Origin of the sequence: Pseudomonas sp. DC3200b2, assembly GCF_049895785.1 — a bacterium.
Classification (GTDB): Bacteria; Pseudomonadota; Gammaproteobacteria; order Pseudomonadales; family Pseudomonadaceae; genus Aquipseudomonas; species Aquipseudomonas massiliensis.
In genome coordinates, this window is the sequence record NZ_JAFCTA010000002.1 from 240,325 (window position 1) to 264,238 (window position 23,914).

Genomic DNA, 23,914 nt, shown 5'->3' on the forward strand with positions numbered 1-23,914 from the left:
TATTCAACTTCTGACGATGAGTAAGGAGTAGCAGGGATGACTACGCATATCACCGCTCGATTGGCTTGGCATGCAGACGGCTGGAATGGCCATATTTGTAAGGATCCTGCGGCCAATACCTATTGTGTCGGGCAGCAGTCCTATCCAGGCGACATGATCGGCGAGCAGCGCGATTTGGCCTATGAGCAGAAGGCTTGTGGGCAGGCATGTAGCAAGCTGGGCAAGGATGTGCCCCCTTGCATGTATAGCCTCAATGCTTTCGGGCAGGACAGGATTCATGCCTTTGCAGATACCCCGGATTTCTTCCGTAAGGCGGATAAAAGCCCTGATGGGGTGCGCCGCGAGTGGGATATGCCGCCGTCCAGTTGCAGCATTTGGCCTTATGAGGAGATGTACAAGGATGAGGTCAAGCTGCCCAAGGGGGGGTACGATCCAGACAAGCGCTTGGCAGCGGCTCGGAAATTTTTTGCCAAGGTTGAGGCCGGTCGAAGCCTGGTTTTTTACTACGCCAACTTCAGCAACCCGTTCAGTGAGGAAGACAACAAGCGCTACGTGCTGCTTGGTGTTTCACGGATCAAGGCTCTGGGTGAAGAGCTGTTCTATGACGAATGCAGCCAAGAGACCATAGACCGATATGGTGGATTCGTTTGGCAGCGGGTGGTTTCCAGCCACTATCCCGATCAGGGCATGCGTATCCCTTATCACCGCTATACGGATAGACCGGAGGTGTTGGAGCAGATTCTTGCTGTACCGACTAACCCACGAGTATGCAAGTACGCTGCGAGACATGTATCTGACGACGACGCCCTCATTCTGGTAGAGCAGCTACTTGGAGTTGCTTGCCGCCTGCGGGAACTGGGCGACGATAGCGAAAACTGGGACAGCCGGATTAGCTGGCTGCAATCAATGATTGCCGAGCTTTGGCAAGGACGGGGGCTTTATCCAGGGTTGCCGGCAGTGCTTGATGTCATCGGCTTTCAGGCCGCCATCCCTGGCTTCGTCAAGGCGCAAGCCAAGGAGGCTGTTGCGATCAAGGATGCTGTTTTTGCCTTTCTCGATGGTACTGCCAAAGTGCTTGAGGGACTTGCCCTTAACAGCGATGAGGTGCGTAAGGTCAAGCGGCAGTGGCAGCTAAGGACGGATGAGGAGCGAGCACTTTGTCGAGATTTGTTACCTAGGTTCGGCTTGGATGGCACCCAAGTGAAGCGCTTGCTAGGGGAGGACCGAACGACTTATGGCCTGCCTACCAGCTTGAGCGAGATCATCGACAACCCCTACATCCTTTGCGAGTCATATATCGGCGACGGACCGGATGACACCATTGGGCTCAGCAAGATCGAACACGGAATCTTCCCATCGCCCAACATCGCGCCGGCTTTCTTGTATGAGGTGGATGACTGGAGGCGTCTGCGTGCGTTCACGGTCGGTCAGCTGCTCATCAAGTCGACGCAAACATTCCTCGAGCTATCTCAGGTCTTGCATGACGTTAACCATGACTTGAGCTTTGTCGCTGAGTGGAAACGACACCAGTTTACCGAGCGCTACTACGAGGTCGATCAGGAGCACATGCTGGGCGCTCTCAAGTTTCGGGAGCACGAAGGGCAACGCTACGTGTATCTGCACTCTGCCTGGGAAGACGAGCAGCTGGTTTCGAAGTGCCTGCGTGAACTCAATAAGCGTGCCGACATCAGCTTTAAGGTCCCTCTGACGGAGGCGCACTGGGGCGATTACCTGCGCGATGACAGCAGCATCCTGAACCGAATGGACGCTGATCAGTACCAGGAGGCGATAGAGGGCCAGATTGCAGTCTGTCAGCAGATTTTTGTCAGGCCATTGTGTGTGCTGGCGGGCTCTGCTGGGACCGGGAAGACGACCGTTATTCGCTCATTGATTCATGCTGTTGAAAGAGTCCACGGCAGCGGCGCATCTTTTCAGCTTTTGGCCCCAACAGGTAAGGCCGCAGATCGCATCCGTGAAAAAACAGGTAAAGCTGCCTCAACCATCCACTCGTTTCTGGCTCAGCGTGGCTGGTTGAATGACAACCTGACTTTCAAGCGGCAGGGAGGTATGCGAGAGGAGGGTATCGAGACTTACATCGTCGATGAGTCCTCCATGCTCGACCTTACGTTGGTTGCCGCGTTATTCCGAGCCATCAATTGGAATTCTGTGAGGCGACTCATTCTGGTTGGTGATCCCAACCAGCTGCCACCAATAGGTCGCGGCAAGGTGTTTGCGGATTTGATCGATTGGCTAGGTAAGGACTATCCCGAGTGCCTGGGTACCCTGTGCACCAATGTTCGGCAAATGGAGAACCGTCTCCAGGAGACGGGCACCGGGATTATTGACCTAGCCTCGCTGTTCATTCTGCGTAACAGTGGTGGCGAGGTAGAGCTTCAGAAGGCCCATGCCGAACAGATACTTGTCCGAGTTCAAGAGGGAGGGAAGGTCGACGAGGATTTGCGGGTTATCTATTGGAGTGGCCAGCAAGATCTCGAGGTCAAGCTGGTGTCTAGTCTGCAGTCGGATATGCAAGCTGATACGGGTCTGACGCTGAATAACGAGAAGCCATATGAGCTATGGCGGGCAGCCTTCAAGAATAAGGAGGGGGTAGATCGCCCTGAGCAATCCCAGGTTATCTCGCCATATCGAGGTGAGTTTTTCGGTACTGATCATCTCAACGGGCTGCTGCAGATCGCCAGTAAGGGGCGGAGGCCGGATCCACATCGGTTGATTGATGGGGTAGCGCTGTTTGATAAGGTCATGCAAATTCGAAATCGTTCGCGCTCCAAGCCTCTGTGGGCCTGGGATACTCATGGACGCTCAAACAAACCTGTAGAGGTTTTCAACGGCGAGCTCGGGTTTGTCAAAGCACATGCGTTAGATGGTAAAAATGCGTTTGCTCGCTGGTTCCGGATTAAGCATTTTCAAGTCCTTTTTTCCCGTAAAGAGAGTTACTGGATAGGCTATGGCCGTTCTCTGGGTAAAACACCCGATGGAAAATGGATTGAGGATGAGAAGGTGGAGGATAACCTGGAGCTTGCCTACGCCATTTCAGTGCACAAGTCTCAAGGTAGCGAGTTTGAGCGTGTTTACTTTGTGCTGCCCAAAAGCAAGCAGGCTCTGCTTTCACCTGAGTTGCTCTATACCGGTCTGACGCGTGCCAAAAAACACTGCACGCTTCTGATCGAAGAAGACCTTTCCCCACTGCTGACTCTGCGCCGCCCTGAAGCATCGCATCTGGCTGTTATCAACTCCTCACTGTTTGACATGAGGCCTGTTTCGCAACTGCTCAGCAGAAAGCGGGACTGGTATGAAGAGGGCAAGATTCATCAGACGCTTGCCCAGTTCATGGTGCGATCAAAGTCAGAGGTCATCATCGCGAACATGCTGTTCGAGCGTGAGCTTCCCTTCGAGTATGAGCAGCCGCTGTACGCGAAAGATGGGACGTTTTACCTGCCTGACTTCCTGGTTCATTGCCAAGGGCAAACGTACATCTGGGAGCACTGGGGCATGATGACCGACGAGGGTTACCGCAATCATCGGGAAACCAAGCTTGGGTGGTACGAAAAGCATTTCCCAGGTCAGCTTATTGAAACATTCGAAGGGGCTGAACTGAGCATGGAAGCAGATAGGTTAATTCGGAAAATGCAGGGAGTTCCGGAGTGAGCATTCTGAATCCAGGCGACAAGGTCAGACTGAAAGCCAATCCGGCGCGGGTCGGTGTTTTGGGTAACGAAACCGATGGCCCTACACACCGACAGCGAGTGTTGGTTACGTTTCTCGATGGCAGCGAAGATTTCGTTCTGCCCTCGACGCTCGAAAAAGTAGAGAACAAGCCTTTACGCCCCTACGAATGCATTGAGCGGGGGCGATTCAGTGGCGAGGATGATCTGCGGGCGGCGATTACGTTTCACCGACTGAGTGGCAAGCTGGCCAACCTGATCTACAGCCTCAATACAACCAACACCCAGTTTTTGGCGTATCAGTTCAAGCCGGTGTTGCAGTTTCTCGATTCGCCCTGCAACGGCATTCTGATTGCGGATGAAGTGGGCCTGGGTAAAACCATTGAGGCAGGTTTGATCTGGACTGAGTTGCGCGCGCGATTGGATGCGAAGCGATTGTTGATCGTTTGCCCGGCAATGTTGAGGGAAAAGTGGCGTGACGAGCTGGCTAACCGTTTTGGCGTGCAGGCGGAGATGGTTGATGCGGGAGATTTACTGAAGAAGCTTCAAACAGTGCGGGAGCGACCACAGGATGGCTTCGCGGTAATCGCCAGCATGCAAGGGTTGCGCCCACCTCGTGGCTTCAATTCACCGGATCGAGTCAGTCAGCGCTCCGTTGCCAAATTGGCCAGGTTTCTCGAAGATGCAGAGGTGGACGAGCCGCTGCTGGATATGGTCGTGGTCGATGAGGCGCACTATCTGCGCAACAAAGGTACTCAGACCAACCTGTTGGGGCGATTACTTCGCCCGGTTGCCTCAAGTCTGGTCATGCTTTCGGCCACACCGATCCAACTACGCAGTTCGGACTTATTCAATCTGCTCAATCTGATCGATGAAGATGCCTTCCCCTACGAGGAGAGCTTTCGCTACAGCCTTGAGGCTAATGCTCCTATCGTAAGGTTGCGTGATCGCGTGTTGGCTGGGCCGATAACCCGAGCGGATTTCATCGAAGGACTGGATGAGGCGCTTGATGCGCGTTTTTTTGAGGATAACGAACAGATCACCTACCTGCGGGAGCATGCCCCTAGCAACAAGCGGTTGGCCGATCCCAAAGGGCGGGCAGAGCTGGCCGACCAGTTAGATCGAATCAACCCGCTCAGTAAAGTGGTGACCCGTACCTTGAAACGGGATGTGCACGAAGGACGAGTAGTACGTGCGCCATACGCGATTCGCGCAACCATGAGTGGTAGTGAGTCGGTTTTTTACGAGCAGGTCACCGAGGCGATTCGCGGGTATTGCGTCACGCATGCTGTTTCCACTGGCTTCATGCTGACTATTCCACAGCGACAGATGTCCAGCTGCATGGCGGCAGCCTGTCGAGCCTGGCAGAAAAAACATGCTGCTCTGGAGCAGGACGAACTTGAGGAGACCTTGTACGACTTACAGGGTGATCTACTAGAAGAAGAGGGGCCGCAGCCTGACGATATAGGGTCGCTACTCTCGGCGTTGGTGGACATAGCCCGAGAGGTGGGCGATTACGAAACGCTGAGGCGCAACGATAGCAAGTACGCTGAGCTGCTGAAGAACCTGCGCAGCTACTGGGCTGACAATCCAGGCAAGAAGGTCGTCTTATTTGCTTTCTACCGGCAGACTCTGGCCTACCTTGCCGAACGTTTGCGTGAAGATGGCTATGTCTCTGTATTAGTCCAGGGAGGCATGGATAAACAGGAGGCTTTGACGCGCTTTCGCGAACCTCAGGGCCCCAGCATTTTGTTGTCTTCCGAAGTGGCTTCAGAGGGGGTCGACTTACAGTTCTCCAGCTTGGTCATCAACTACGACTTACCTTGGAACCCGATGCGCATTGAGCAGCGAATAGGTCGAATTGACCGTATCGGCCAGGAAGCTGAGCGGATCATGATCTGGAATTTTATGTATGCCGACACCATCGACGAGCGAGTCTATGATCGCCTGCTGGATAGACTGGATATCTTCACGCGCGCATTGGGAAGTATGGAGGGGATTCTCGGGGAGCAGATTCGGGAGCTTACTCAAGATCTGCTTACCCATAAGCTGACTCCGGAGGAGGAGAGTCAGCGCATCAACCAGGCCAGCCTTGCGATTGAGAACACCAATCGGCAGCAAGAGGAGCTCGAGGCTCAGGCGACTCAGTTGATTGCGCATAGCGACTTTATCCAGAACAAGGTTCGGGCTGCCAAGGAGTTGGGCCGGTACATCCGGGGGGAGGATTTACTCAGCTATGCACGCGATTTTCTGACCGAGCACTACCCCGGCTCGCGCCTTGTGCCGACAGATCGAGTCCCGATGGAGTATGACCTTGAGCTTTCGGTGCAGGCCCGAGTCGAGTTCGCAGAGTTCGTAGACCTGTATCGTCTGCAGGGGCGAAGCCAACTGTTGAGTCAACGTGCTAAACCGTTGTTCTTCGAGAACTGCCAGAGAAATCCCTCAAATGTATTCGAGCGAGTAACGCAGGATCATCCACTGATTCGATTTGTCACCGAGCGTCTGCGCCAGGCAGGCAAAAGCACGGCAAAGTTCCCGGTTTCAGCGATCGATCTTGCAGCCTTTGAGGTGCATGGTTTTGAGCCTGGGGTGTATGTTTTTGGCGTTTACCGCTGGACCGTTTCCGGTACCCGCGATATCGAACGATTGGAATATGTTGTTCGGCCTTTTCAGGGTGACTGTTTTGTCGACGGGGAACAGGCAGAGCACCTCGTTAACACGGCAGCACTCTGTGGGTGTCAGTGGTTGAGTGTCGCCAATGAGTTGGACACCGAAGCTGCAGCTGCTTATTTCGATGCGTGCCGTGACCAGCTGGATGAGCGTTTTGATGACTTTCAAAGCGCCCAAGGCCGGGAGGATCGTGATCGGCTAAAGATGATGAAAAAGGCCCTTCAATCACATTTGGACAAGCAGGTAGAGCGACTCATAGCGACAATTCAATCGCACCGCTCTTCCGGTGAGGAACGACGCATGCGCATGATTCCAGCAGCCGAGGGGAAATTGAAAAAATTGCGCAACAGGATTCAAGAGCGCATTGCTGAGCTTGAGCTGAAGAGCGGCGGAAGCTCTGACAAAAATTTCGTGACAGGTGGTGTCATTCGGCTGCTTTGAGCGCAAGGGACTGACATATGCGCGTGACATTAGAAGAAAAATTCAAAGAGGCCTTCGCCAAGATAGGGCAAGAATTGCCTGCTAGACCTTTAACAACTCAATCGTCGGGGCGTAAGCCTGAGCGTGATGGGCGACACCAGCAGGCAGAAAACAAACTCTCCCGAGTTCAGGCACCGGCCGAAGTATTAACAGAACAGGCGCCAACGCCCCGACCAGGAGCTGCAGGGAAAAAGAAAAAGGTAGCGAAGACTAGGCCGCCTCTGTCGTCAAAGCGACCCAATGCAGCAGCTAAGCAAATGAGCATTGACCTGAGTGTTTACCGCCAAGGCGTCAATCCTCGAGAGACCAGAACAGTCGGGACCAGCCCTGATTCCCATTATGAAATATCACTTAGTGCTGATTCTGCACCGTGCTGGAGTCACTCTGATGGATCGAGCGTATTGGAGTTGTTGAAACTTGAGCTAACGGGGCAACAGGTTCAGCCGACACCGAAGGAGGGAATTACTGCTCAGGAGGATCGAGTTTTGGTCCTCGGCCTGGATTTCGGTAGCTCCAGTGTGAAGGCGGTTATCGGTGACAGCGCTTTGGAAAAGGCATTTGCTGTGCCATTTCGCAATGCTCCTGGATTGCCGAGCTTTTTGCTGCCGTGCCGGGTTTACAAAGAAGGAGAAGCGTTTTCGCTTGAGGCTGGGGGGCGAGCATTGGCTGATCTCAAGTTGGCTTTCCTTGCCCACCCCTCTGTCGCTACGTACCAGCGGCGAGTTGTGGCGTTTCTTGCTCTAGTCATTCGAAGAGCGCGTGCCTGGCTATTTAGCGAAAAGGAAGCAGTTTACCGCTCGAGCAATATTGTCTGGCGAATGGCATTGGGATTCCCTACGGCCAACCACTTGGATCCTGAACAAACGAAGGGATATAGGCTATTGGGTACGGCGGCCTGGATACTGGCCGGACGCTCAGAAGAAAAGATTGAGGACGTTGGGGTTACCGCTGCCATATTCCGTGCAGAGGCGCTTGATGCGGGTGAGCTCCCGTCCGATCAGGAGGATGTGGAGCTTTCTGTCGTTCCAGAAATCGCTGCGCAGATCTACGGCTACGTCGCATCGGAGCGTTTTGATCACAAGGCTGCCAACAACTTCATGATGGTGGACGTAGGCGCGGGGACGGTAGATGCTTCGCTTTTTCATGTTAAGCGCGGGCGCGGTAAATGGGACTTCGAGTTTTATACCGCGACAGTTGAGCCACTTGGCGCGGTCAACCTGCATCGAAATCGTCTGGACTGGTGGGTTCGTGCCATTGAGGAGCGCGCATCTAATCGCGAAGATCTTTTGGAGGCGATTACAGCTGCAAGAAAGGTGACAGATGGCGAGGAAGGCATACCAGAACAGCTTGAAGCTTATTTCTCTGCAGCCAAGGTCCGGTTTTCCGATCCTCGTCAACATTCAGATCGGCAGTTTTACGGGAAGGTGTTTACGCAAGTGGGGCACGAGACCTACTGGAAGGCCTCACGAGGCCACCTTACGCGGCAGCAGCTGACAGATCTCCCTGTTTATCTCTGCGGGGGAGGCAGCCGTATGCCGTTCTACGGTCGGTTGAGAGAGACGTTGAACAACCATCCCAGCCTGTACGAGTGGATGAGAGTGAAAGTCAGGCCGCTGACGTTGCCCAAGCGGCTTGAGGCTCCCGGACTTGCGAAAAATGATTTCGACCGTTTGTCAGTGGCTTACGGCTTGAGCTTCCTTAATCTGGGGAAGGTTTTGAAATCGGTACCTAAGTCAGTGATTCCGGTTACCGTTTCAGACAGCTGGCGAGATAACTACATCGATAAGTAGGGAATATGGCGCCGCGCATGTCGTGGCATTTCGGCATCGGAAAGAAACGGTCTACTGAGCTCCAGTAGGGGGCTTGGGGCTGATTGAAAGAATCCACTCCAGCTTCTCGCCAAACAAGCGCCAGGCCTCGGTTTTCTCTTTTGCGTAGTCGTGGTGCAGGTAATGTCTGCGTACTTTGGAGCCGCCCAGCAGGTGGTTCTGGCAGCGGTCGATGATTTCCAGTGTTACACCCAGTTCCTGCATCATGGTCGCGCCGGTGCGGCGTAGATCATGTGGCGTCCATTCCCCTTTGGCTCCCTTGCTCAGCACCAGTGAGTCGTCATGATGCCGGCCCGCCAGAGGCTTGCTGCGGTTCTTGAATCGGCACTGTCGGTCTCCGATGAGCTTGCTGACAGTCTTGGTGTCGACGTGGCTTTTGTTGTCTTTGCTAGGGAAGCAGAACGGTGTATTGCCGGTTTCATTCTGCAGACGTTTGAACTGCGTGATGGAAAACGCTGACAGGAACACATGGTGATACTGGCGCTTACCTTTATGGCCTTTGGTGGCCTCGGCCGGGATGAACCAGGTGCCTTTCTCCAGGTCCACGTGCCGCCACTCAGCCTTGAGCAGTTCTCCAATACGACACAGGGTGCTCAGGCAGATCCACAGGGCGCATTGGACGCGCGTATTGACCGGACGAATCCCTGAATACTTTTGGCCGGCGGGTAGGGCTTCGTAGTCTTTCTCCAGGCGTTCGAGGATGGCGCTCAGCTCACGAATTTCGTCTGGTGAGAGCAGTCGGTCCCGCTGTTCTTCGTAGTCATGGTCGAGCAGCTTGTTGACGTCTATCAGGTCGGCTGGATTGCCGTCAGCCATCAGCCCCCGCCATGGCTTGCGTTTCTCGGCCCAGCGCAGCGTCTGACCGATGTCCTTGCTGCGGATGACGACGGTACGGTTCAGGCCGCGGGATTTGACCGAGCGCAGGACGGCGATTCAAACAGCTATGCGGCCAGAGGCTTAAGCCATCAAGTCAAGGCCCGCTATCCTATGCACTAAAGCAGTCGATCTGACACGGTATTCAGCACAAGGCTGCGGTAATTGCTTTCCAGTTGTATTTATTCTTGACCTTGTCGAATGACATGACTGCCATTCCTGCCACTTGGGTGCCAGGTTGAATGCCAGATATTAGGGCTGCTGGAACAAAGATCTCTCTGTTGACAAATCCGAAGCCTTTTTCACTGACTGTCAGCGGGCCGCTGAAGGTGCGGATGTCGGCGGAGCTGAATTCCTGAACGATTTCTGCGGCAATGACTTCCTTTTCCTCTGCGTCCATATCGCAGAGAACCCTCACGAAGGTTCCCGGTCGCGGAATTTGCCGTCCCGGGAAAACGGCCTTGCGCGCAGAGATGACAAGATCTCTCGCGATGTAAATGTTCGCACCTTTGTTGGAGGCGTGCACGGACTGCAGTACGCCCTGGTAGTAGCCAGGCCTGGAGATGGTATAGAGGTTGGCGTTATCAGCGAGCCTCTTCACCACGGCATCGAAATCACTGGAATCAATCGCAGCGTCATACCATGAGTAGGATGTCAGCTTTACGATATTGTCCTTGGGCGTCCAGTTGTTCTGATTATAGATTGCCATCAGTTTGACTAAGGCTTTTGAGGCGTTCTCGTAAGCCCCTGCTTCCGCGAGGCGCTCGGCAAGTTCGACCAGCCCCGGAATGCTGAATTTTGGATCAAGGGCATAGGTCAGGCCGGAGGCGATCAGGCAGATCGCTTTTTCCGGCTCGTCCGCATAGGTCTTGGCCAGGCCGAACCAAGCCCAGGGTTCTCGACGCTTCTTTTTCAGGACGGCCAAGTAGGAGTCTCTGGCGCGGGAGAATTCACCTACAGTGAAGTATATTCGTGCCTTGTCCCACTCAAGCCACACTTTGCGCTCTGTCGAATCCTCCGCATAGGCCTCTGCATACTTTAGAAACCCAGTGACTCGATTTGCAGGCATTGGGCTGCTAGCACCCTTTACGAGAAGGCCGGCCGCGACCATACGGGCCAGTTTCATGACCACGCTGGGGGACTCACCTTTCTCCGAAACGAACGGCTGGTGATCACCTGGCGTAAAAAGCTTGCTTCCACTATGCAAGATAAATGTGCAGAGTGGCTCGCAGAACTTCCCAGTTTCGCCAAACAGATTCCATAGCCTGAAATCGATATTTTCACTGGGAAGCGCGAGCTGAAGAGTTGCGATCCGTGAGGCCCACAGGTCGATCTTCGCCTGCTCGTGAGGTAGAGGAGCCTTGTTTTCACGGGATTTTATGGGCTCGAGCAAAGGCTTGAGCGCTGCGTAATTCACCCAGAACAGTGAGGTTTTCAGGAACTCATTGCTGGGTTCAATTTCCAGGGCTTTAAAGCCGACCTGCCAGGCGCCTTCGAAGTCATGGCGTGATTTATGTTCACGAATTTCATCGAAAACACTCATGCTGAGGCCACCAAAGCTTCTTCTAGACGTTTAATTACGCCCTCGGAAGATGCTTTCAGAATACGCACCGAGCTGATCATACCTTCCTTGTCGCAATCTACCTGAGTCTCGACGGATTCATTGTCAATGGCCAGCGTCAGTTGCAGTCGATAGTTCGACTCCTTTGCCTCCATCAGGCTAAAGCCCAGCGTACTGATCTGCTCCTGCAAGGCATCAAGTGCTTGCGCCAGGGGTTCACTCTGCGGCCTAAAAGGCTGGCACAACAGAGTGCTGATGGCATCCTGCCCAGGCTGGCTGCCATCGGCAAAAACCAGATTGCTGACGGCAAACTTCTTGTCGTAATGCAGCTTTAGCCGCACGCTGGCTGTCGAGTGCCGGTGGGTAAGCCCCATAACGACCTGGTAGCTGTGCTCGCTCCAGTCCGCAATGCTCCAGTCGGAGTCTGACAGCCGCTCATGCAATGTCAGGAAGAGTGGAAGTAGCTCCATGTTGGAGAACCCTGACGGGGGGCTCAGCCGGGCTTCCTGCTCCGTAGGCTGCCGGGTTGTGTCGTAAAACAGACCCCGCCTATGTGGAAGGGGGGCTATCTTCAAGTCATGGGCGCGGCTTATATAGGCGTTACTCAGCGGCGTGAGGGCAGGCATCTGACGAATGACGCATTGCTCATCCGCCAGCACGGTTGCTGTGTACAACCAACGGAAATAGTCAGCGTTATTGGCCGTTGTACTCGAGGCACTGCGCGCCGCGTTGACCCAGACACTGGGCCAGCGCCTGCCCTGAGCACGATGCAGGGTCATCGCATGTGCAGGGCGAATGAGTGCGGCGGATAGATAGCCTTGACCCTGCAGGATCTGATATTCGAGCCGGTCGTACTCGGCTCTTGCCTCCTTGTAGTCCGGACTTTGCTTATCCGGAAGCGTGGCTTTCAGCGGCTGTAGTAATGGCCTGGCCAGCTGCCTTGCCAATACCTGCAGCGCCAGGTATTGCTCGCTGGCTAGCTCTGGGCGATCTGCCTCGAAGTAGTCCATCAGATAGCGGAAGCGCACCTCACCCCGCCCGGGCAGGCGGCAAATGGCGCATTGGAAGCACAAACGGATGGCCTCCTTGCGGCCACGCAGCTCGACAAAGTGGGTTTCAACTGCCTCGTCAACCGAATCGACCAGAGCTATGTCGCCGGAGCTTATCCAGCGCAGTGCCTCAAGGCTCAAAGATTCCTCTGTCGATGCAAGGATGGGCGTGCGGTTGTAGAAGTCGATTCGGTCACCCGCAGCCAGTCGTGTTGGGCTGGCGTGCCCCAGAACTCTGCGTTTTACCGCCGCATTGAGCTTACTGTTCTGCTCATGGGTGGCGCAGATCAGAATGGACTCGGCTCTTACATTGCGGACATCAGGCGTCCAGTTCTTGGCATTTCCGGGATCGAGAATTTCAAGGTGCTTACCCGAGAGGCGTGGCAGCCTGTTGAAGCCGTTCTTGTTCAGGCTGTCGGCTAGGTGTGCCTGCATGTGTTTGAGCGCATCATCATCTTCCATGACGATCTGCTCGGTTAGCGCGTAGTGATCAATTGCCAGCCCCAGTTGCTCCAACATGGTGCCGCTGACTAGGCTGCGCTGCAGGGAGCCTCTGGGCATCTGATAAGGGTCGCCGATGATCACAAAGGGCGTCTTGGTTTTGGCGATGACTGAAAGAAAATCATGCAGTAGTCGACCAGACCCATAGCGCCTGTCACCGACCTCAAACTCTTCATCGCTAAGCAGATGAGCATCCACTAGAACCGGGATTCTACCCTCTAAGAATAGCTCGTCCCTGATCTCGTGAATGCCGATCTTGCGGTCGTCTTGCTTCTCGAAGCGCTTGGGCTGATGGGTATACAACCAACTATAGATAGAGGTCGGCTGCGCTAAAAGATTCTGGTAAGTCGAGGAGATCCGCACACTGGGCGTCAGCAGTAACAGCTCCCGTCTGGCTTCACCCATAGCATCCACCAGATGAGGAAACAGGTAGCGCTTTCCGGTCGAGGCCATGCCCGTGATGCGAAATACCCCGGTACAGTTTTGCAGCCAGCTTCGAAAGTCATGCAGTACCTCGTTTTGCCGTGTGGTCAATCGGCAAACGGCATTTGCACGAGTATGCGAATGGCCCAGCTCTCTGGTTGTGGGCATGCCGGCAGGTACAAAAAACTCAAGCCCAAGTTTGTCTACGATATCTTCAGTATTCTCGGGCGAGAGCCTGATTTCCCTGCTGACAATTGCGTCAAGATCCCTGATGACGGATCGCGTATCGCTTATATGGAACCAGGGCTTGATCGAGCCCGGCAACTGTTGCCGATCGAACTCGATCTTACCCTGAAAGGCTACCAGTGCCGCCGTGTGCCGCCAGTTGCATACAGGGTTAAGTTCCGCCAGGTTGCGGCTCAGAAAGTCGAGCATGGCGCTTTTGTTGAGGCGCAGTTGTCGCAGCGGATTAATACTCGCGCCACCCTTAACCGTCACGCTGTCGCCCGTTTCGGCGCTGCTAATCAGCCACGGCCCTTCTTCGGAAAACTGCAGAGCTCCGCTGAACTCCTTGAAGTCGATGATGATCAGTGCGTTGGGCTTGATCACCATCGCATCCAGTTCGCGGCTGCCCACAAAAAAATTACCGAGCAGGTACCAGTCCTGCCCAGTGGCTATGCAATGCTGTTGCAGCGCGTCAAACAAGTCGTTGAAGGCTCGGTTCTCGTGGGTATGCTCGAAAGGCCTGCCACGGAATGCTTTTAATGCCATCGTTGATACTCCATATGCGATGGTTGAGCGCTTCAATCGCTCGACTTGACGCCGGTTACTGGTTGATGTTGATTTCAGCGATGGTAGCGCGGGGCTCTGATCCAGTAACCAGCGGCGGGCACTGGGCTAGGATGGCCAGTTCTTCAACTTCTTCGTGCTTGAGGGGGAACCGGATATGGCCGAGGAAGTCGACCGCGGCCGGTGCCATACTGGCGGTGACTGCCAAGGCTTGACCGATGACATCCTTGCGGGTGACCGCCTTGATTTCTATTTGGCGCAAAGGTGACAGAACCTTGACTGTCGACTCCTGACGCTGGCGGTTATACCCGGCCGGGTGCATGGCTCAGTTCCTTCTTGAATGCCGTGTTGCGCAGAAGCATATTTAAGCACATCCCGTATTTCTTGTGCATTCTGGGTGTTGCCTTTTTGTGTGGCTGCCTGTTTCACGAATACTGAGACGTTTACTGGCAAATGGCATGCACTTTGGAGTGCGTTAAGCCTTGACCTTAAAACGGCATTATGGGGTCAGCATGATGATAGGGTGTTGATCCTGATCGCTGATTGCTTTCAGGTAATTCGGCCCACTGATCTCTCTGCTTTTGAGGTGTTCGAGCAGCAGCGGTTGGGTCATTGCAGCATCGGTCATCTCGCGTAGACCCTGCATGACCTGCGCTGCTTTGGCTTGGTTGGACTTGAATAGGTGCAGGTCATCCTGCTGCGCGTCGTGTTCTGCTTCAGTCATTCTTGCCGCAAGTTGTGTAGCGCTGAGCGGGTCAAAAAGGTCGCTATAGTTATCGGCAATAACGTTGGATGCATGCTGAGCGGCGCTCATCTCGTTGGCTTGTAGCAGGCACTGAATGCGAGCGGCATTACACATTGCCAGCGCGCTGGTCATTTTATTGAACCAGTCGTAGTGGAAGCTGTGCTGGGTCAGGTGATGGCCGATCTCGCTTCTTAGGAAGCCGCTTTCCATGGCGAGCTGGCTTTCAATGGTCAGCCACTCCAGAGTGGGACTGCGCAAAAATACGGCCTGCTCCGCTCGCTCAAACAACACGTAGATATTGGCGAACCTAAGCCTCAGGTGTTTTTCAGCCAGCTCTTGGAAGTGCTTATCCATTTGGTTGGATAGCTGAGCGACTGCGCTTTCAAGCCCTTTGAGCTTTTGATTGATCACTATAAAGCCCAACACGCTTACCCCGAGCCCGGTGGCGGCAAGGCCGATGTTGGCGTACTGCAGTATCTGTAGCCCTTCAACCATGGTTTTGAGTTGGTGCAACTGGACGTTGGCGTAACCAGAGGAAGCCAGCTCCAGGGCGTTCAATGGGGAAAGCGGTAAAAGACTGGCGTTGCTGAGAAGCTTCTGAGCAACGCCGGTTTCCTGAACGTGGCTGAGAATCTGACCGGACATACTGTCCTTGAGAAGCGTACCGATTCGCACGATGCTGCCATCGGCGATACCGCTGGCATACTTCGCCGGCACCTCAAACAGGATCTGCTCAACCATGGCGCAGCTCTCTGATCAGGCTGTCTGCGGTGCTTTCCAGCATTTTGGTCATGCCCATCGCCAAGGACTGCTCTTTTTTGCTGAAGTGGACTTTCTTGATGATCTGTTTGTCGACCTTAGCCTTCAGGCGGCTGCGGGCATTGCGCTTGATGCTCTTGAAGCGCAGTAGGGCAACCAGGAAAAGGATAGCCAGGACTATCAAGCCTGCGACTATGTTGCGTGTGACGAGCACCGTTGTAGTGACGCCCAGAAAACCCAACAGACCTCCTACTGAAACACTGGCTGTAGAAAAGGCGACAACCGCTGGGATAGTTGCTGCAGCAACACCGGTTGAAATGGCTGCAGTGGCGACATCAAGCAGTGTGCCCTTGCTGCTATGCGCGTCCAGAGATGGAGCGAGATCTTCCTCTGGGATTGCTCTCGCTACCACTGATTGAAGGTCTTGCTCGGCTGCCGCTCTCAGTTCCTTTGCCTTGGTGTGGCACCACGCGGTAAACAGCGGCTGAATAGTGTTGCGCAGATATCTGCCGGAAAAGAGTGCATCCCAAAAACTGATTTGGTCGATTTTGGCGTGCAATTCGCTTTGGAACTGCCGCGACTCGACTTCGAGGAGCTGCTGTGTTGTCAGCGTCCAGCGGTCCTTCCAACTCAAAATCATTCGGCGGGCTTCTATCTTTTCGAGTTTGTCCATGCGCAGCTGAAATCCTTGGTATTTGACTCGTGCGGCTGAATAGGTATGCCCTGCCGAATCTGAGTCGGTGGGTGAGAAATATAATTCGGCGGCGCTGGAAGAGCTATAAGCAGGAATAGTTTCTTCTGACCTTATAGCGCCAATGCATAGCCATCATCCTAATCCTCTGCAATCGGCGGATAAATAGACAGGGGCTCCTCTTCGCTGCTGTCATACTCGCGCGATTGGAGGAAAGCCCGGAAGTGGGGCGTCCATTTCTAAATCTGCTAGAGCAGCGTGAGCTCATCATCGAGCCTGGTGGCTCAGGTTACGTCGTGCTCGACCGGTATCAGCGTGCTGACGATACTGCTTATGTCTGGGCCTTTCGCCACTCAAATGAAGCTGGCTACTGAGGCTGAGCAGTAGCTACCGGAGCTTCGCTAAGGATCGACTTCAGCTTCTCGCCCAGCAACCGCCAGGCCTCAGTTTTTTCTTTGGCTTAATCGTGGTGCAGGTAATGCCGGCGTACCTTTGACCCGCCCAACAGGTGGTTCTGGCATCGATCGATGATCTCCAGCGTGACACCGAGCTCCTGCATCATGGTTGCACCTGTGCGACGCAGGTCGTGCGGTGTCCATTCGCCCTTTACACCCTTGCTCAGTACCAATGAGTCGTCATGATGTCTGCCAGCCAGAGGCTTGCTGCGGTTCTTGAATCGACACTGCCGGTCTCCGATGAGCTTGCTGATAGTCTTGGTGTCGACGTGGCTTTGGTTGTTCTTGCTGGGGAAACAGAACGGTGTATCGCCGGTTTCTTTCTGCAGGCGTTTGAACTGCGCGATGGAAAACGCTGACAGAAACACATGGTGATCCTGGCGTTTGCCTTTATGGCCTTTGGTGGCTTCGGCAGGGATGTACCAAGTGCCTTTCTCCAGATCGACGAAGCGCCACTCGGCCTTGAGCAGTTCGCCGATGCGGCAGAGGGTGCTCAGGCATATCCACAGAGCGCACTGGACTCGCGTGTTAACCGGTCGAATGCCCGAATACTTTTGGCCGGTGGGTAGGGCTTCGTAGTCTTTCTCCAGGCGTTCGAGGATGTCACGCAGCTCTCGAATCTCATCAGGGGAGAGGCGGCGGTCACGCTGTTCTTCGTAGTCATGGTCGAGCAGCTTGTTGACGTCTATCAGGTCGGCGGGGTTGCCGTCGGCCATCAGGCCACGCCAGGGTTTACGTTTCTCGGCCCAGCGCAGCATCTGGCCAATGTCCTTGCTGCGGATGACGACAGTGCGATTAAGGCCGCGAGACTTGATTGAGCGTAGGACGGCGAGCAGATCCTTCTCGGTCAGGCCGCGAAGCGGCTTCTTGCCAATGAGCGGTAGGACGTCCTTCTTGAAGCTGCGGATCAGTTCGGCATTGCCGTCCTGGCGGGAGACGCCGTCACGTATCCACTCATCAAACAGATCGGCCACTGTCTTGTTCTCGGCGGCTTGGCGTTCAGCCTCGGCAATGGTCGCGGCGATTGCAGCTTGAGCTTCGATCTTGGCGGCTTTGCGGGCTGCAGTTGGATCAATCCCTTTCGATGCCGTGGCTTTTACCTCATCACGCTCAGCGCGAATCTGAGCCAGAGACTTTTTCGGCCAGCTGCCCAAGCGATGATCGCGTTTGACGCCATCCAGTTTGAACTCATAGCGGAACAGGACGGTAACGCCGCGAACGCCAGCGCGGACTTTGGCGACCAGGCCGCCGTCCTCGCGAAGCGTCTTGCCATCGTCGGATTCGGTTAGCGCCTCCAACTGTTTCGCTGTCAGCTTCGCCACACTCTACCCCTTGTCTGATTCGGTTGGCTTAGAATTTTGCCCCACTTTTGCCCCACCGAATCGCTTGGCTGGTGGTGGACGGCTTTGGACGCTATGGGATGCAAGAGTAGCCTGTAAGCCTCGTGTTTACTATGGTTAAGGCTGTCCGGTAGTGTCCGATAAGGTCTAGGGATATCCGCCAAATAAGCGCATGGGGTGCAAGGGGTCGAGTGTTCGAATCACTCCGTCCCGACCATATTGTTGAATGACTAAGCCCAATCGGAAACGGTTGGGCTTTTTCATGCGCGCGATTTGGAAGCAGTGGTTTCAGTCGAACCTCAGCGGGATCACAGAGGCTCGGTAGCAGGAGCCCTGGCTCGCGACCCGCCTTGCCGCGATCTATCGACGGTTGCCGCCATGCTCTTCATGACGCTCCATCACCTCCAGCAGTTCCCTGAACGTATCTTCCATATGCTCGCCGGCCTTATAGCGGACCAACGCCTGGCCTGAGCTATCGTTCGCTACCACGCTGGGGCGTTCCACGAAGGTGCCGATAAGCTCATAGGCTTCATCGAGGATCGCCACGAGCGGTACCGAGATGCGTTCCAGCCCCAGCGCAGTGCGATAGTTGTTTTCCGCGCGGCCCTTGGAGACGATCGCCAGTTCGATGTTCGGCTGTACCTGGCGCATGAAGTCCATGACGGCCAGGTTGATCTGACAGTCCGGGCACCAGATCTCGGCCGCGACCAGAAGGTGATAGCGGCCGGTCAGATTCGCGAGTCTGTCCAGGCTGGCGCTGGAAAAAGTGTCGGCTTGGCCAGTTTTTTCCACGAACGCCTTCGCGGCGGTTCGCTCGGGGGCGAGCCCATCCTGTACGAAGGCGTCGTAGCGTCTGCCCGTTTCGAAGATGTCCCGGTACAGGCTCATCGGCTGCTCCTGAAAACTACATTCAATGTCCTATCACTGACTAATCAGTGCAGGCAACCCCAGTGGCCCGGGGGAACCTGCCAAGAACCCCCTGGGTTAGCCGAGGCGTCGCGCGTCCCGACGCACAGCCTGGGGCGGCACTCCGAACCCGCGCATGAACACCTCACGCATGTGGCGACGATCCCGGAAGCCCGTTTCCCTGGCCACCGTGTCGAGATTATGCCGGCTCTGCTCGATCATCAAGCGGGCCGCCTCCAGCCGGAGGCTTTCCACGGCCTTGGCTGGGGATTGGCCGGTTTCGGCCGTAAATACCCGGGTGAACTGGCGGGGGCTGAGATGAGCCACGTCGGCCAGTTCCTCCACGCTCAGGGGACGGCCCAGGTGTGTCCTGGCGTAATTCAGCGCGCTCTGGATGCGGTCGGACCTCGGCGTGAGCGTGAGCAGCTCGGAGTGTTGGGACTGCCCACCGGAGCGGTATTGATGCATCACCAGCTTATGGGCCACTGAACGTGTCAGCTCACTGCCAAGGTCTTTCTCGACCATGCCCAGCGCCATGTCCAGACCGGCGGTCATGCCGGCCGAACTCCACACCGGGCCGTCGACAATGTAGATCCGGTCTTCTTCTACCTCGATGGTGGGATATCGTTCGCGCATGGCCGTGGCGTAGGCCCAATGGGTAGTGGCGCGGCGATTATCCAGCACGCCCGCGGCGGCGAGCACGAAGGTGCCAGTACATACTCCGGCGGTGCGCCATGCGCCCTCGGCGAACCCGCGCACGGCCCGTAGCACTGCATCCTCTGGCGGGGCGAGCGGGGTAAGGGTGCCTGTCACCATCCAGGTCTCGGCCAAGCCTGGCGAGCCTAGGGGCAGGGTGTCCACGGACATTCCCAGAGAGGACCTGACCATGCCTCCCGCTACAGAAAAGTTCTGGATGCGGTAGACCGTTTCCCCGGCGACCATGTTGGCAAATTCAAACACAGCCTGGGTCGCCAGGGACATGACCTGGAATCCATCGGTAAGTAGATAGCCCACTCTATGCATGCGGCCTCCGGGCAGCGTCGATGTCCTGAAACCATACCCTATACGTCATTTGTGTCGTAGAGGCTGGAGCGCATGATGGCCTCAGTTTCCATTGAAAAGGAATTGACAGCATGGCTTACGCTCAACTTGGCACCGCGCTTATCACCGGCGCTTCGTCCGGCATCGGTGCGCTTTACGCAGACCGCCTGGCCCGCCGAGGCTATGACCTGGTGCTGGTCGCTCGCAATAGAGAACGGCTCAATGACCTGGCCAATCGGCTGACCTCCGAAACCCAACGCAACATCGAGGTATTTCCCGCCGACCTTGCCCAGGCCAGGGACCTCGCCCGGGTAGAGGGCAAGCTGCGCGAAGACGCCAGCCTCAGCCTCCTGGTAAACAATGCGGGGCTCGGCACCCATACGCCGCTACTGCAAAGTGATGTGGAGCGAATGACGACCATGATCGGCGTGAACGTGACTGCCCTGACCAGGCTCACCTATGCCGCCGTGCCCGGCTTCGTGGCCCGCGGCCAGGGCGGGATCATCAATATTTCTTCCATCGTCAGCCTGGCGCCAGAGCTGCTCAACGGGGTGTACGGCGCCAGCAAGGCGTACGTCACGGCTTTCACCCAGTCGTTGAGCAAAGAGCTGGCGGCGCAGGGCATCAAGGTACAGGCCGTGCTGCCGGGGGCGACAGCCACCGACTTCTGGGCCACTGGCGGCTTGCCCCTGGAAAACCTGGACCCCTCCATCGTGATGGCCGCGCCTGACCTGGTCGATGCTGCCCTGCAAGACTTCGATGCAGGCACCCTGATCTCCATTCCATCGATGCATGACCTGGGCCACTTCCAGCGGTTCGAAGCCAGCCGTCAGGCCATGTTCGACCACCTTTCCAATCACCGCCTGGCACCGCGCTACAACGCGGCCTGACTTTGCCTACCCTAGGACAGCGATCATGAAACTGAGCGATAACACGATATTCATCACCGGCGGCACCTCCGGTATCGGCCGCGCCTTGGCCGAGGCCTTCCACCAGCGGGGCAACCAGGTAATCATCGCCGGGCGCCGCCAGGCACTACTGGACGAAGTGGCCCGGGCGAATCCGGGCATGGATACCGTGCAGTTGGACATCAATGATCCTGAGCAGGTCAGGGCAGTGGCGGCGCAGGTGATTCTTCGTCACCCCTCGCTCAACGTAGTGATCAACAACGCCGGCATCATGCCCTTCGATGACGCCGGTGCCGGTAGTCTGAATGACGAGCAGGCCGTCGGCCTGGTACAGACCAACCTGCTCGGGCCGGTGAGGGTCAGCGCAGCCTTCGTTGAGCACTTGAAGGCTCAGCCGCAGGCTTACATCATCAACAACAGCTCCGTGCTGGCGTATCTGCCGCTGGCAGTGACCGCCCTCTACTCGGCGACCAAGGCCGCGCTCCATTCCTATTCGCTGTCCCAGCGCTTCATGCTGCGGGACACCTCCGTCCGGGTGTTGGAAGTAGCGCCACCATGGGTGGACACCGACCTGATCCACAAAAGCGGTGACGCCCGGGCCATGCCTCTGGATGACTTCATTCGTGAAACCCTGGAAAAGCTCGAAACCGCTACCACCGAGGTATTGGTGGACCGCGTCTTGCCTCTTCGCGCCAACCAGGGTGCCAACGAGCACGCCCTGATCGAGCAGTTCAATCTGTCCCTGATCGCCAACCCTATTCCTGTGGCCTGAAGGCCATCAATCAAAGGACGCCTAGCATGAGCCGCATCGCTCCGCTTACCCTGGAACAAGCCCCTGCCGCAGCCCATACCGCACTGCAAGGAATACACAAGGGACTTGGCTTCATACCTAATGCCTTTGCCACCCTGGCACACTCGCCGGCCGCGCTTGGAGGCTACCTAGCGCTGTCCCAGGCGTTGAACAGAAACAGCCTGACCGCTGCCGAGCGGGAGATTGCCGCCCTCGCGGCCTCACAAGTCAACGGTTGCGATTATTGCATCGCGGCTCATAGTTTCTTCGGCGCCAAGCTGGGACTCGATGACCAGGCCCTGGCAGGCGCACGGGCGGGTACACAGGGCGCAGTCGCTGCCCTGGCCAGGGCGGTCACCCTTAGCCGTGGGCAATTGAGCGATGAGCAGTTGGCAACGGCCAGGGAAGGCGGGCTCGACGATGGGAAAATAATCGACGTCATCGCTCAGGTCGCTTTGCTGACGTTCACCAATTATCTGAACAACGTGGCGCAGACGACCATCGATTTTCCGCCCTGCGCCTGAGTTCAGGAAGCCCCGCTGACCTGCCGCTTACCCCTGGCAGACCAGCGGGTACCCGGTAGCAGATAGATTGCACTCCCAGGTCATTAAGAAGTCTTCGAGTATGAAATACAATTGGAATTGTCCTAGCGCCCTGCCTGGGCTATCGTTGCGGGAGTGATACAAAAACACTCAACCAAAGTTCCACTCCCAGGACAGCTTGATGATACGGATAGGCCAAGCTGAAATATCGGTCGAGGGGCGACAGGCGTATCTTGAGGGAGTGCCGGTTCCCATCAGCGGCCGGGCTTTCGATATCCTTCGCATCCTTATGGATAACCCGAACCAACTTGTGACCAAACAGGCACTACTGGAAGCGGTATGGCCCGGGCTCTATGTGGAAGAAAACAATGTCCACGTGCAAATATCCTACCTTCGCCGGTTATTGAAGGCTGACAAGAGCCAACTCGAGACCATACCGAGGCGGGGATATCGCTTGAACCTGACGGTCGGGCCACAGGTCGGTGCGCCAAGCAGCGAAGCGTTGAGCTGGAACAGCGCTGAAAACGGACAGCCCATTATTTACATTGTGGACGACGACCCAAGCGTGCGTGATGCACTCTTACGTCAATGCCGTGTCCACGGGCTGTCAGCCCTCGCCCTGGACAGCGCCGAGGCGTTCCTTGAGCGATGCGATTTCAACAACCCTGGCTGTCTGTTGCTGGACATCAATCTCAAGCAAGCCAGCGGCCTCGATCTCCAGGCGGAGTTGGCCCAGCGCCAGGCGCCGTTTCCCATTGTCTTCATCACCGGCTTCGGAACCATTGAAATAGCGGTCAGGGCCATGAAGAACGGGGCGCAAACCCTGCTCGTCAAGCCCTTCGATTCCACGCAGTTGCTCGGCAGCCTACGGGAAGCCCTGGGCCAGGCCATGCTGCGTTTCGAAGCCAGGCGCCATACGGAGGAAGCGAGCCGTCGCTTCGGCAGGCTGAGTGTCCGCGAGAGCGAAGTGTTCGACGCGCTGCTGTCCGGTGCGCAGAGCAAGGCCATTGCCAGGCAGCTCAACCTGAGCGAAGTGACGATCAAGGTCCACAAGAAAAACATATTCAGCAAGCTGGAATTGGGTTCCATGGCCGATCTGTTCCATCTTGGCCAGCGCCTTGGTCGAGCGATGATACCGCCGGTGGCCGCCCCCGCCGCGGTCTAGCCAGGGGGCTGGCGCCCGGCGACCGCGCCCTGTATGGACGCCAGCAGTTCCTCGGCGGTAAAGGGCTTGCGTAGGCAGTGGTAGGCGCCCTGGGTGCTGGCTTCGTCCAGCGAAGGTTGGTCCCAGAATGCCGACATGCAGATCACCGCCGGCGAGCTACCACCCTCATTCAACAGACGTTGCACCTGTGTGCCTTGCAGGCCGCCCATCCGCAAATCCATCACGATACAGTCGAAAGCGTCGATGTCAGGGCTGGCGAGCAGCGCCTCGCCGGAAGCAAAGCTGGTTGGGCGATACCCAGCGGCCTTCAGCAGATTCATCAAGCTCTTGCGCACTGAGAGGTCATCGTCGACCACGCCTACACTCAACATTGTTATCATCCCGGCTCACAGCCGCCGCTCAATACAAAGCCAGGGCCCTTGGAGCGAATCCCGGGCATGTTCGGCGTCGCCGATATAAGTTGGCCGTACCACTCCACGGCACGCTTGCCGGGTTCACTTGAATCAGCGGTGCGCCTGGCGAAAAGGCTGATATCCGCTAATGCCCAGTGTCCGGGAAAGGTGTCAGGCGAAGGCTGGCAGGCTGAACTTAAAATAATGCAAACGCGCGGTTTCAGACAATTATCCCTAGGGATAGGTAAAGGCCTTTTTTTGTCGCGCGCTGAACTTGTCAAGTATCGGTTCCGTTGAAAATAGGACGGTGGACTGCCAAAGC

15 protein-coding genes and 2 pseudogenes are annotated in these 23,914 nt (G+C 56.1%); 7 read left to right on the top strand and 10 right to left on the bottom strand.

The window, feature by feature from the left end; translation table 11 throughout:
• The first annotated feature begins 36 nt into the window (after positions 1-36).
• The 3 genes from ACP691_RS06910 to ACP691_RS06920 are packed head-to-tail and all read left to right on the top strand — an operon-like array spanning position 37 to position 8,623.
• Positions 37-3,666 carry an AAA family ATPase gene (locus tag ACP691_RS06910; protein ID WP_426198864.1) on the top strand — a complete coding sequence of 1,210 codons (3,630 nt, stop codon included), beginning with the start codon at positions 37-39 and terminating at the stop codon, positions 3,664-3,666.
• Complete coding sequence (locus ACP691_RS06915) at positions 3,663-6,794, top strand: SNF2-related protein (RefSeq protein ID WP_426198866.1); 3,132 nt, start codon at positions 3,663-3,665, stop codon at positions 6,792-6,794. Before ACP691_RS06910 ends, ACP691_RS06915 begins: the two co-directional genes overlap by 4 nt.
• Positions 6,795-6,811: 17 nt before the next feature.
• A complete protein-coding gene (locus tag ACP691_RS06920; RefSeq protein ID WP_426198868.1) occupies positions 6,812-8,623 on the top strand; it encodes a hypothetical protein in 1,812 nt (603 codons plus the stop codon).
• Positions 8,624-8,674: 51 nt separating this feature from the next.
• Here ACP691_RS06920 and ACP691_RS06925 read toward each other — a convergent pair.
• From ACP691_RS06925 to ACP691_RS06965, 9 genes and pseudogenes are all read right to left on the bottom strand, one after another.
• Positions 8,675-9,595, bottom strand: a pseudogene (locus ACP691_RS06925) (site-specific integrase); the annotation flags it as partial.
• Between the two features lie 85 nt (positions 9,596-9,680).
• Positions 9,681-11,078 (bottom strand): tetratricopeptide repeat protein, encoded by a 1,398-nt coding sequence (locus tag ACP691_RS06930; protein ID WP_426198870.1) that lies wholly within the window; start codon positions 11,076-11,078, stop codon positions 9,681-9,683.
• Positions 11,075-13,840, bottom strand: coding sequence for an NERD domain-containing protein (locus ACP691_RS06935; protein WP_426198872.1), 2,766 nt, complete (start codon positions 13,838-13,840; stop codon positions 11,075-11,077). The genes ACP691_RS06930 and ACP691_RS06935 overlap by 4 nt, the downstream gene beginning before the upstream one ends.
• A gap of 55 nt (positions 13,841-13,895) precedes the next feature.
• Positions 13,896-14,180 (bottom strand): hypothetical protein, encoded by a 285-nt coding sequence (locus tag ACP691_RS06940; protein WP_426198874.1) that lies wholly within the window; start codon positions 14,178-14,180, stop codon positions 13,896-13,898.
• A 177-nt stretch (positions 14,181-14,357) separates the two neighbouring features.
• Positions 14,358-15,344, bottom strand: a complete 987-nt coding sequence (locus tag ACP691_RS06945) for a hypothetical protein (RefSeq protein WP_426198876.1) — start codon at positions 15,342-15,344, stop codon at positions 14,358-14,360.
• Positions 15,337-16,035, bottom strand: a complete 699-nt coding sequence (locus tag ACP691_RS06950) for a hypothetical protein (RefSeq protein ID WP_426198877.1) — start codon at positions 16,033-16,035, stop codon at positions 15,337-15,339. Before ACP691_RS06950 ends, ACP691_RS06945 begins: the two co-directional genes overlap by 8 nt.
• Before the next feature lie 385 nt (positions 16,036-16,420).
• A pseudogene (locus ACP691_RS06955) lies at positions 16,421-17,830 on the bottom strand (tyrosine-type recombinase/integrase).
• Between the two features lie 378 nt (positions 17,831-18,208).
• Complete coding sequence (locus ACP691_RS06960) at positions 18,209-18,736, bottom strand: thioredoxin family protein (protein WP_426198879.1); 528 nt, start codon at positions 18,734-18,736, stop codon at positions 18,209-18,211.
• Positions 18,737-18,832: 96 nt separating this feature from the next.
• A complete protein-coding gene (locus ACP691_RS06965; protein WP_426198880.1) occupies positions 18,833-19,777 on the bottom strand; it encodes a GlxA family transcriptional regulator in 945 nt (314 codons plus the stop codon).
• Between the two features lie 110 nt (positions 19,778-19,887).
• Here ACP691_RS06965 and ACP691_RS06970 point away from each other — a divergent pair, with 110 nt between their 5' ends.
• The 4 genes from ACP691_RS06970 (at position 19,888) to ACP691_RS06985 (ending at position 23,200) form a co-directional block, all read left to right on the top strand.
• Positions 19,888-20,685 (top strand): SDR family NAD(P)-dependent oxidoreductase, encoded by a 798-nt coding sequence (locus ACP691_RS06970; RefSeq protein WP_426198882.1) that lies wholly within the window; start codon positions 19,888-19,890, stop codon positions 20,683-20,685.
• Between the two features lie 25 nt (positions 20,686-20,710).
• Positions 20,711-21,475 carry an SDR family oxidoreductase gene (locus ACP691_RS06975; protein WP_426198884.1) on the top strand — a complete coding sequence of 255 codons (765 nt, stop codon included), beginning with the start codon at positions 20,711-20,713 and terminating at the stop codon, positions 21,473-21,475.
• A gap of 26 nt (positions 21,476-21,501) precedes the next feature.
• Positions 21,502-22,017: a carboxymuconolactone decarboxylase family protein gene (locus ACP691_RS06980; protein WP_426198885.1), complete on the top strand. Its 516-nt coding sequence runs from the start codon at positions 21,502-21,504 to the stop codon at positions 22,015-22,017.
• A gap of 199 nt (positions 22,018-22,216) precedes the next feature.
• Positions 22,217-23,200, top strand: a complete 984-nt coding sequence (locus ACP691_RS06985; RefSeq protein ID WP_426198887.1) for a response regulator — start codon at positions 22,217-22,219, stop codon at positions 23,198-23,200.
• Here ACP691_RS06985 and ACP691_RS06990 read toward each other — a convergent pair.
• Positions 23,197-23,571 carry a response regulator transcription factor gene (locus ACP691_RS06990; protein WP_426198889.1) on the bottom strand — a complete coding sequence of 125 codons (375 nt, stop codon included), beginning with the start codon at positions 23,569-23,571 and terminating at the stop codon, positions 23,197-23,199. The two genes, ACP691_RS06985 and ACP691_RS06990, sit on opposite strands and share 4 nt — an antisense overlap.
• Positions 23,572-23,914: the final 343 nt, after the last annotated feature.